Source organism: Microcoleus sp. S13_B4, assembly GCF_036700885.1.
Classification (GTDB): domain Bacteria; phylum Cyanobacteriota; class Cyanobacteriia; order Cyanobacteriales; family Microcoleaceae; genus Microcoleus.
Map to the genome: position 1 here is coordinate 1 of NZ_JAUBPU010000108.1, position 8,095 is coordinate 8,095.

At 46.5% G+C, this 8,095-nt stretch carries 6 protein-coding genes and 1 pseudogene; 6 read left to right on the top strand and 1 reads right to left on the bottom strand.

The window, feature by feature from the left end; genetic code table 11:
• Positions 1 to 220 precede the first annotated feature (220 nt).
• Together QT994_RS27000 and QT994_RS27005 are read left to right on the top strand one after the other, a co-directional pair.
• Positions 221 to 956: pseudogene (locus tag QT994_RS27000) on the top strand (IS1 family transposase).
• A gap of 140 nt (positions 957 to 1,096) precedes the next feature.
• A complete protein-coding gene (locus QT994_RS27005) occupies positions 1,097 to 1,966 on the top strand; it encodes an alpha/beta hydrolase (RefSeq protein WP_333180113.1) in 870 nt (289 codons plus the stop codon).
• Between the two features lie 210 nt (positions 1,967 to 2,176).
• Here the strand turns inward: QT994_RS27005 and QT994_RS27010 are convergent, their stop codons facing one another.
• Positions 2,177 to 2,323 carry a hypothetical protein gene (locus QT994_RS27010; protein WP_333050719.1) on the bottom strand — a complete coding sequence of 49 codons (147 nt, stop codon included), beginning with the start codon at positions 2,321 to 2,323 and terminating at the stop codon, positions 2,177 to 2,179.
• Positions 2,324 to 2,346: 23 nt separating this feature from the next.
• Here QT994_RS27010 and hrcA point away from each other — a divergent pair, with 23 nt between their 5' ends.
• The 4 genes from hrcA (at position 2,347) to lptC (ending at position 8,017) form a co-directional block, all read left to right on the top strand.
• A complete protein-coding gene (hrcA, locus tag QT994_RS27015; RefSeq protein ID WP_445243951.1) occupies positions 2,347 to 3,489 on the top strand; it encodes a heat-inducible transcriptional repressor HrcA in 1,143 nt (380 codons plus the stop codon).
• An 830-nt stretch (positions 3,490 to 4,319) separates the two neighbouring features.
• Positions 4,320 to 5,912, top strand: coding sequence for a methionine--tRNA ligase (gene metG / locus QT994_RS27020; protein WP_333180116.1), 1,593 nt, complete (start codon positions 4,320 to 4,322; stop codon positions 5,910 to 5,912).
• Between the two features lie 105 nt (positions 5,913 to 6,017).
• Positions 6,018 to 6,623 (top strand): LabA-like NYN domain-containing protein, encoded by a 606-nt coding sequence (locus QT994_RS27025; RefSeq protein ID WP_006631885.1) that lies wholly within the window; start codon positions 6,018 to 6,020, stop codon positions 6,621 to 6,623.
• 197 nt (positions 6,624 to 6,820) lie between these two features.
• Complete coding sequence (gene lptC, locus QT994_RS27030) at positions 6,821 to 8,017, top strand: LPS export ABC transporter periplasmic protein LptC (protein WP_333180119.1); 1,197 nt, start codon at positions 6,821 to 6,823, stop codon at positions 8,015 to 8,017.
• The last annotated feature ends 78 nt before the right edge of the window (positions 8,018 to 8,095 follow it).

Genomic DNA, 8,095 nt, shown 5'->3' on the forward strand with positions numbered 1-8,095 from the left:
TTTTAAAACTACGACTCATAAACGCACCATACAAGCTATCTCTCTATTATATGCAACTTCACATAAAATTGGTATCAGTGTTGCAAATACATCAACTGGAGGGTTGACCATTAAGATAAGCACACCGAAGAGAAAGAATAGAGGGTAGTGTCCTGAAGGAAAGGATAGAGTAAGCTACTATTAGAGAGAAGTGTTTACCATTAGTGAGATGACAGTATAAATTCCCCATTGTCCTAATTGTGGGTTAGAAGCAGTCAGTCGTAACGGTCAAACTCGGCATCAAAAACTTTCATTACAAATGTCGAGAATGTGGCCGTCAATTTGTTTTGAATCCGACCTGGAAAGCTATTACTAAAGAACAAGAAGAGTTAATGTCACGGATGCTACTTGAACGTATTTCCCAGGCTGGGATTGCTCGGGTATTACAAGTGTCATAAGATACAGTGCAGCGCTACGTAAATGCCGCTTCTGTTGCTGTTAAGAAGCAAGTGGAGGTGAGTCCCAAGCCAAAAAAGCGCTTGAGTGTTCAGATGGATGAGCTATGGTCGGCAAGTCGATAATAAAGGAAATCAGCAGTGGGTATGGCTGGCATTGGATGCCCAGACTAGGGAAATTGTTGGTGTACACATTGGAGAGCGTAGCGCAGTATCAGAAGAGTGCTTTATGGAATTCAATGCCACCAGTTTACCGTCAATGTGCAGTAATTTATACCGACCATTGGAGTGCTTATGATTCTGTATTGCCCAGCAAACGTCATCGCGCCGTGTAGACAAAGATAGTGGTTGTACTAGCTATATCGAGCGCTTCAACTGTACTATTCGACAACGAGTATCAAGCGTTGGTAAGAAAGAGCTTAGCCTTCTCTAAAAAATTAGAAAATCATATTGCTGCAATGGGGGCGTTTTGTACATCATTATAATGATAATTTACAACTCCCGATGCCTACTTTTATTTGAATTCGGTTGATTTTTTTATCCTTTCCTTCAGGGCACTATCTAAAAAAGCTTGAGAACACAGGGTTTCGGCGTACTCTCTTTTTCTGAGAAAGGCTATACATAGGTTTACATAGGTCTTATGGAGCGGGTAGGATAAAAGTATGGCAACAATCGACATCCTAGGGGTTCGGCACGCTTACGATTTGACGGCTCCGACTGCAACTTCCCCGGTTCTGGTATTTGTCCACGGCTGGCTGTTAAGCCGCCACTACTGGCAACCTTTGACCGATCGCTTGGCATCAAACTATCAGTGCCTTACCTATGATTTGCGGGGGTTTGGGGATTCTCAATCGGACTCCGGCGACGATCGCCCATGTTCCGAACCGCTAAATTCGTGCTACACTCCCGCAGCTTACGCTCGCGATTTGGAACTTTTACTCGAAAAACTCGATATATCTTCTGCTTGGCTGGTGGGACACTCTCTGGGCGGTACGATCGCTCTATGGGGAGCCAGCAAATTGTCCGATCGCGTTAAAGGCGTGGTCTGCATCAATGCAGGGGGCGGCATCTATCTTAAGGAAGAATTCGAGCGGTTTCGAGCGGTCGGCAAGCAGCTAGTAACAATGCGTCCCGGCTGGCTGGCTCGCTTGCCCTTAGCAGATTACCTGTTTGCCCGCGATTCTGTAGCCCGCTCGATCGGCAGATCCTGGGGACGGCAGCGCTTAATAGATTTCGTGGGAGCTCATCCAGAGGCAGCTTTGGGGGCTTTGTTGGACTCGACCACAGAAGCGGAGATTCACCTATTGCCACCAATTGTCTCCCAACTCAAGCAGCCTGTTTATTTTATTGCCGGTACTAAAGATAAAATTATGGAACCAAAATACGTGCTGCATTTGGCTAGCTTTCACTGGATGTTCCAAGGTTGTGGCGAGAATGTCCTTCAGCTTCCCGATTGTGGCCATTTGGCAATGGTGGAACAGCCGGATGCAGTGGCTAGTTATCTGCAAAATATTCTGAAAGAACACACTTAAAGGGAATTGGGCAAAACAAAGCCGAGGAATGGGGCATTAAACCGAGATCCGGTTCGGGGAAACGAAGCTCCCAAATAGAAAGTTATAGCAGAAGGAAGAAGCAAGAAGGCTTTAGTTGTTATCTAGGAGAGAAGGAAGAAATTGACCGCATGGGGAAAGTGCAATTAAGAACGTCCTAACCGTCAGGGCGGTTGCTATACAAGTTAAAAGTTAAAAAATTCTTCCCTTTCCCTGTTCCTTCTTACCTGTGGCTTCTTCCCTGTTCCTTCTGCCTTCGCCTAAATCTGTTATCTTAAATAGATAAGTCTGCCCGATCGCCCTCTTCGGACAGACGTTTCGGTAAATAGTGGCTTTCAACTCTAAATTCTAATTCTGCTTAAATATCTGTGCGCGTTAACCTCACCGATCGGCAACAACACATCCTTTGGGCAACGGTTCGCCACTACATAGCTACAGCGGAACCCGTTGGCTCAAAAGCTTTGGCTGACGAATTCAACCTCAGCGTCAGCCCAGCTACAATTCGCAATGCGATGGGGACTCTTGAAAAAGCTGGACTGCTTTATCAGCCCCACACTTCGGCAGGACGAGTCCCCTCTGACTCCGGCTACCGAATTTACGTAGACCAGTTAATTCAGCCGTCTGATACGCTGGCCCGCAAGGTGGAACAGGTACTAGACCAGCTCAATTGGTCGGATGGTCGCATGGACGCGGCACTCCGTGGCGCTGCTCAAATCCTTGCCACTATCAGCGGTTACATAGCAATGATCACCATACCGCAAACCAATATGGCTTGCTTGCGCCACTTACAACTGGTGCAGCTAGAGGCGGGAAAGGTGATGCTGATCGTGGTGACGGATGCCTACGAAACTCAGTCGGTTTTGGTGCAGTTGCCGAGGGACGCAGAAGGTAACACGCCTGATGTTGAAATCGTCGATCGCCAATTGCAGATTTTGTCGAATTTTTTGAACCGCAAGTTGCGGGGACGATCGCTCTTGGAACTCTCGGCTGTAGACTGGAGCGAGTTAGACCGGGACTTTGAGCTGTACGCTGAGTGGATGGGAACCATGCTGACTGCTTTGAGCAGCCGCCAAAGCAATCCAACCTACACGCGGATTCTGATCGGCGGTTTGGCAGAAGCCCTGCGCTTGCCTGAGTTTTCGCAGTTGCAGCAAGTTCAAACCCTGGTGCAACTGCTCGAACAAGAGCAGGAACTGCTTTGGCCTTTGATTTTTGAATCGCCTGAGTTGGACACCCCCGGCAAGCGGGTAACGGTGCGTATTGGTTCGGAAAATTCCTTAGAACCAATTCGTGGCTGTACTCTGATTTCTTCGACTTACCGCCGAGGATCGGTGCCGGTGGGTAGTGTTGGGGTTTTGGGGCCGACGCGGATGGTTTACGAAAATGCGATCGCGGTGGTGGAAGCTGCGGCGGATTATTTGTCAGAAGCTATTGGCGGAAATCGAGTTAGTTTTCCTGATGGCGATCGAGGGCGATCGGAGCAGCCCTTGTTAGATGCACCCTAAGGTGATAGCCCCAAGCTTAACTGGCTTGGGGTTTTATTGTCTGTGGAGGTACTCGCAACCTTTATCAACCGGGTTTTGTGACAAAAAACCTAGGCTTTTATCCCACATTCCGCACCCTGGGGTGTTACACAGCATAATTACGCAGAAAACTATATTTTAAAGTAATAAATTATACGTTTTAAAAGTTTTTTATCCGTTAATCTACGGTATTATAGGATAACTTAGAGTTTTATTGCTGGATCAAAATAAGTAAAAACCGATAGTGGCAGTTGAGGGTGCGGAATGTAGTTTTATACTCTTTTTGGGGTAAGAAACTAACGCTTCGCGCTTGAGCAGAAAGTTTCGTAAACAACCCGGTTTCTGCGTCCATGAGCGGCTCGGAAAGTGGCAGGAGTTGCCGATAGACTTTCCGGTGAGCGGGGCTTAAGATGGCGATGCCGAGCGATCGCGCATTTACAGAAAGTGGTCGCGGAGTGTTAGTCGAATGGCAGGTTTAGCAGCCCAACCCATCAGTTTTGTTGCAAACCCGGTGGGCGATCGCCCGCTCTAGGTATAGCTGCTGCGACAAATAAATTGAGGAGGCGCGAACCCCGCGATCGTCGATTCGCAAGGCAGCAGAATGTCAAAATATTAAGACATTTTAGAGAGATCGTCAAAAAGAACTAAAAAAGATTAGTGTTGATATGAAAGCAATATTTTTTTTGGGAATAGCCCGGGTTAAACAATTGCAAATAACTTGCAGTGAATTTGGCTTGATTGCCACTCCATAAAAAATTTAACCGCTGAGTTAAGATCGAAACGGAATTTAGGGAATTTTCTTTTAGCATTCAATGAAATCGACTGATAAAACTAAAAATACCTTTGCGATAACAACGCCTCTGTATTATGTAAACGATTTACCTCACGTTGGCAGTGCTTACACGACTATGGCTGCGGATGCCGTAGCGCGATTTGAGCGGCTGCGGGGCAAATCTGTTTTGCTGGTTACGGGGACGGACGAACACGGGCAGAAAATTCAGCGGACAGCCGAGAGTTTGGGACGATCGCCCCAAGCTCACTGCGATTCAGTGGTTCCGGCGTTTGAGGCGCTGTGGAAGCAACTCGACATCCAGTACGATCGCTTCATCCGCACAACTTCGCGGCGCCACGAGTACATTGTCAAAGAATTTTTCCAGCGCGTCTGGAACTCCGGCGACATCTACTTGAACCAGCAACAAGGCTGGTACTGCGTCTCCTGTGAAGAATTCAAGGATGAACGGGAATTGTTGCCCGGAAATCGGTGCTCCGTCCACACCAGCAAGGAAGTTGAGTGGCGCGACGAGGAAAATTACTTTTTCCGTCTGTCGCGCTATCAAGACCAACTGCTGGCCTTGTACGCAGAACGTCCCGACTTCATCGCGCCGGAAAGCCGACGCAACGAAGTGCTCAGTTTCGTCAACTCTGGACTGCAAGACTTTTCGATTTCTAGAGTGAATCTCGAATGGGGTCTGCCAATGCCAGTTGACCCCAGTCACAGCATCTACGTCTGGTTTGACGCTTTGCTGGGATACGTCACCGCCTTGCTAGATCCGGACAGCGACCCGCTGTTGGAGAATGCTTTATCTAAATGGTGGCCGGTTGACTTGCACTTGATCGGCAAAGATATTCTTCGCTTCCACGCAGTTTACTGGCCGGCAATGCTGATGTCAGCGAATCTGCCGGTGCCGGGCCGCGTCTTCGCACACGGGTTTTTGACCAAAGACGGCAAAAAAATGGGGAAAACGGAGGGTAATACTTTAAACCCTGTCGAATTGGTCAACAAATACGGCGCTGATGCAGTGCGTTACTATTTTCTCAAAGAAATTGAGTTCGGAGAGGACGGCGATTTTAACGAAACTCGGTTTATCAATATATTGAATGCTGAGCTAGCAAATGATTTGGGAAATTTGCTTAATCGTACCCTAAACATGGCTCGCAAATATTGCGGTGCCTGCGTACCAAATGTGTTGGGAGAAAACATTGACGGCGACAACCTTCTCAAAGCTATGAGCCAGGATTTGGGCGATCAAGTAGCGGGTTTTTATGAAGACTTGGCTTTTAGCAAGGCTTGCGAAGCCGTGCTTGCATTAGTTCGAGCCGGGAACAAGTTTATTGACGTTCAAGCACCTTGGAGTTTGTACAAGCAGGGACAGATAGAAAGTGTTGAACAAGTGCTATATTCTGTTCTGGAATCTGTTAGACTAGCATCTTACCTTTTATCGCCGATTATTCCCAATATCAGCAACGCTATCTATCAGCAGCTAGGTTTTTCAATTGACTTTAACGATCGAGTTACAGTTAACAGTTTAGCGAATTTTGCAGCTCATGCTGCCTGGGGCGCTTTGCCGGCAAACCAAACTCTGGGGGAACCCCAACCTGTTTTTAAGCGGCTCGAACTGCTGTAAACAGTACCTTCATAGTAGGCAGCCAGCGCTCTGGGTGTTATGACAGACTACGAATTAGCAGTTATTTCCTTACCAATCTTTCATAAAAATTGAGGCATAACAATCATGTTGAATAGAATAGAAAGCAACGACCTTTTTACGCCGGAACAGGTTCTAGAAAATCGGGGTAGAGTGGCAATTTTTATTGACGGTTCTAACCTTTTTTACGCAGCTTTGCAGTTAGGAATTGAGATTGATTACACTAAGCTGCTGTGCCGTTTAACTGCGGGCTCGCGGCTGCTGCGCTCTTTCTTCTACACGGGTGTCGATCGCACTAACGAGAAACAGCAGGGATTTTTGCTGTGGATGCGCCGCAACGGCTACCGCGTGATTTCTAAGGATTTGGTACAGTTGCCAGATGGTTCTAAGAAGGCGAATTTGGATGTAGAAATCGCTGTGGATATGATGGCTTTAGTGGGGTCTTACGACACGGCGGTACTGGTCAGCGGTGACGGCGATTTGGCTTATGCTGTAGACGCTGTGAGCTATCGCGGTGTGCGGGTTGAGGTGGTCAGTTTGCGATCGATGACGAGCGACAGTTTGATTAATGTAGCCGATCGCTATATCGATTTGGAAATGATTAAGGACGACATTCAAAAAACATCGCGCCCTAATTATGCTTACCGGCCTTTGTCTGGTCTGAGCTTGATGGAGGAACACGACGACAGATAGGGAATTGGTAATGGGAAATTGGTAACGGGTAATGGGTGATGGTTAATGGGTTGAATCATTAAAAATTAGAAGTTAAAAAGTTAGACAAAGTAGGACAGATTTTTAATTTTTGATTAAATTTTTCTCAATACCCAATTATCAATTACCAATTCCCAGTTGCCAATTCCCAATTAGCGATTACCACTTCCCAATTGCCAATGATTAATCTCAAATCCCCAATTCCCAATCTCAAATCCCCAAAATTGGTGCTGCTATTTTTAGCAGCACTGATTTTGGGGATTGCTGCTTGTGCGGCTCCGCAAGAGACTCAAAAGAACAAATTAGCGGAGGATATCAAAACTGCTCAAAAGTCAAACAGCACTTTAACTTTAAACAAAGTAACCCTAGAACAAGCAAACGAAAAGGGCGAGACGTTCTGGAAAGTAAACTCTCAAAATGCCATTTACAGCAAAGACAAAAAGATAGTAAACGTTCAGAAACCTGTGGGCAAATTGTTTCAGGATGGCAAAGAAATTTACGACATTCAGGGAGAAACGGGGCAGGTATTTCAGGAAGGAAATCAGGTTTTCCTCAAAGGTAACATAGTCGCTACTGACCTAAAAAATGGAGTGGTATTGCGAGGAAATGAGTTGGAGTGGCGGCCGAAGGAAGATGTTTTAGTTGTCCGCAACAATTTGACGGGAGAGAACAAACAGGTGACGGCTTCAGCCAAGGAAGCGCGGGTTTTCAGTAGGGCTAAGAGGATGGAGTTATTCGGCTCTGTGGTGGCGAATGTTAAAGATCCCGCTTTGCAATTGCGAACAGAGCACTTAGTTTGGTTTGTAGATCAACAAAAAGTAAACAGCGACAAACCGACTCAAATGGACCGATACAAAGATAAAACAGTAACAGACAGCGGTTTTGCCGACCAAGTAGATGTAGACTTAAAAACCAAGATTGCGACGCTGACGCAAAACGCTCAGTTGATGCCATCAGAGCCGCCGCTGCAAATAGAAAGCAGTTTAATGAGTTGGAATTTTCCCGCGCAATATGTGATATCGCCTGGGCCTGTGAAGGTTTTTCACCGGGTGGAAAAGGTGACGATGACTGGGGATACGGGGCGGGGAGATTTACAGAAAAAAGTTTTTTATTTGACCGGAAATGTGGTAGGAATTGGTGAAAAACGTCAAGCTCAATTAAATACCGATCGAGTAACGTGGTATTTAACTAACCAGACTTTCGACGCAGAAGGAAATGTGGTTTACAAGCAACTCAATCCGGTGTTTAATTTGACTGGGCCGAGGGCGGCGGGAGAGTTAAAAAATCAAACTGTGATTGTCAAAGGCGACGGTGGCGGCGGCCAAGTGGTTACGGAATTTGTACCGGACGAGTACAAGGGAACTTTGGGAAAGTAGATAGGGTTTGCTGAATAATCGATCGCAAACTAAGAACAGAAGCGATCGATATATTCAAACTCAACTAAAGATAGGTTT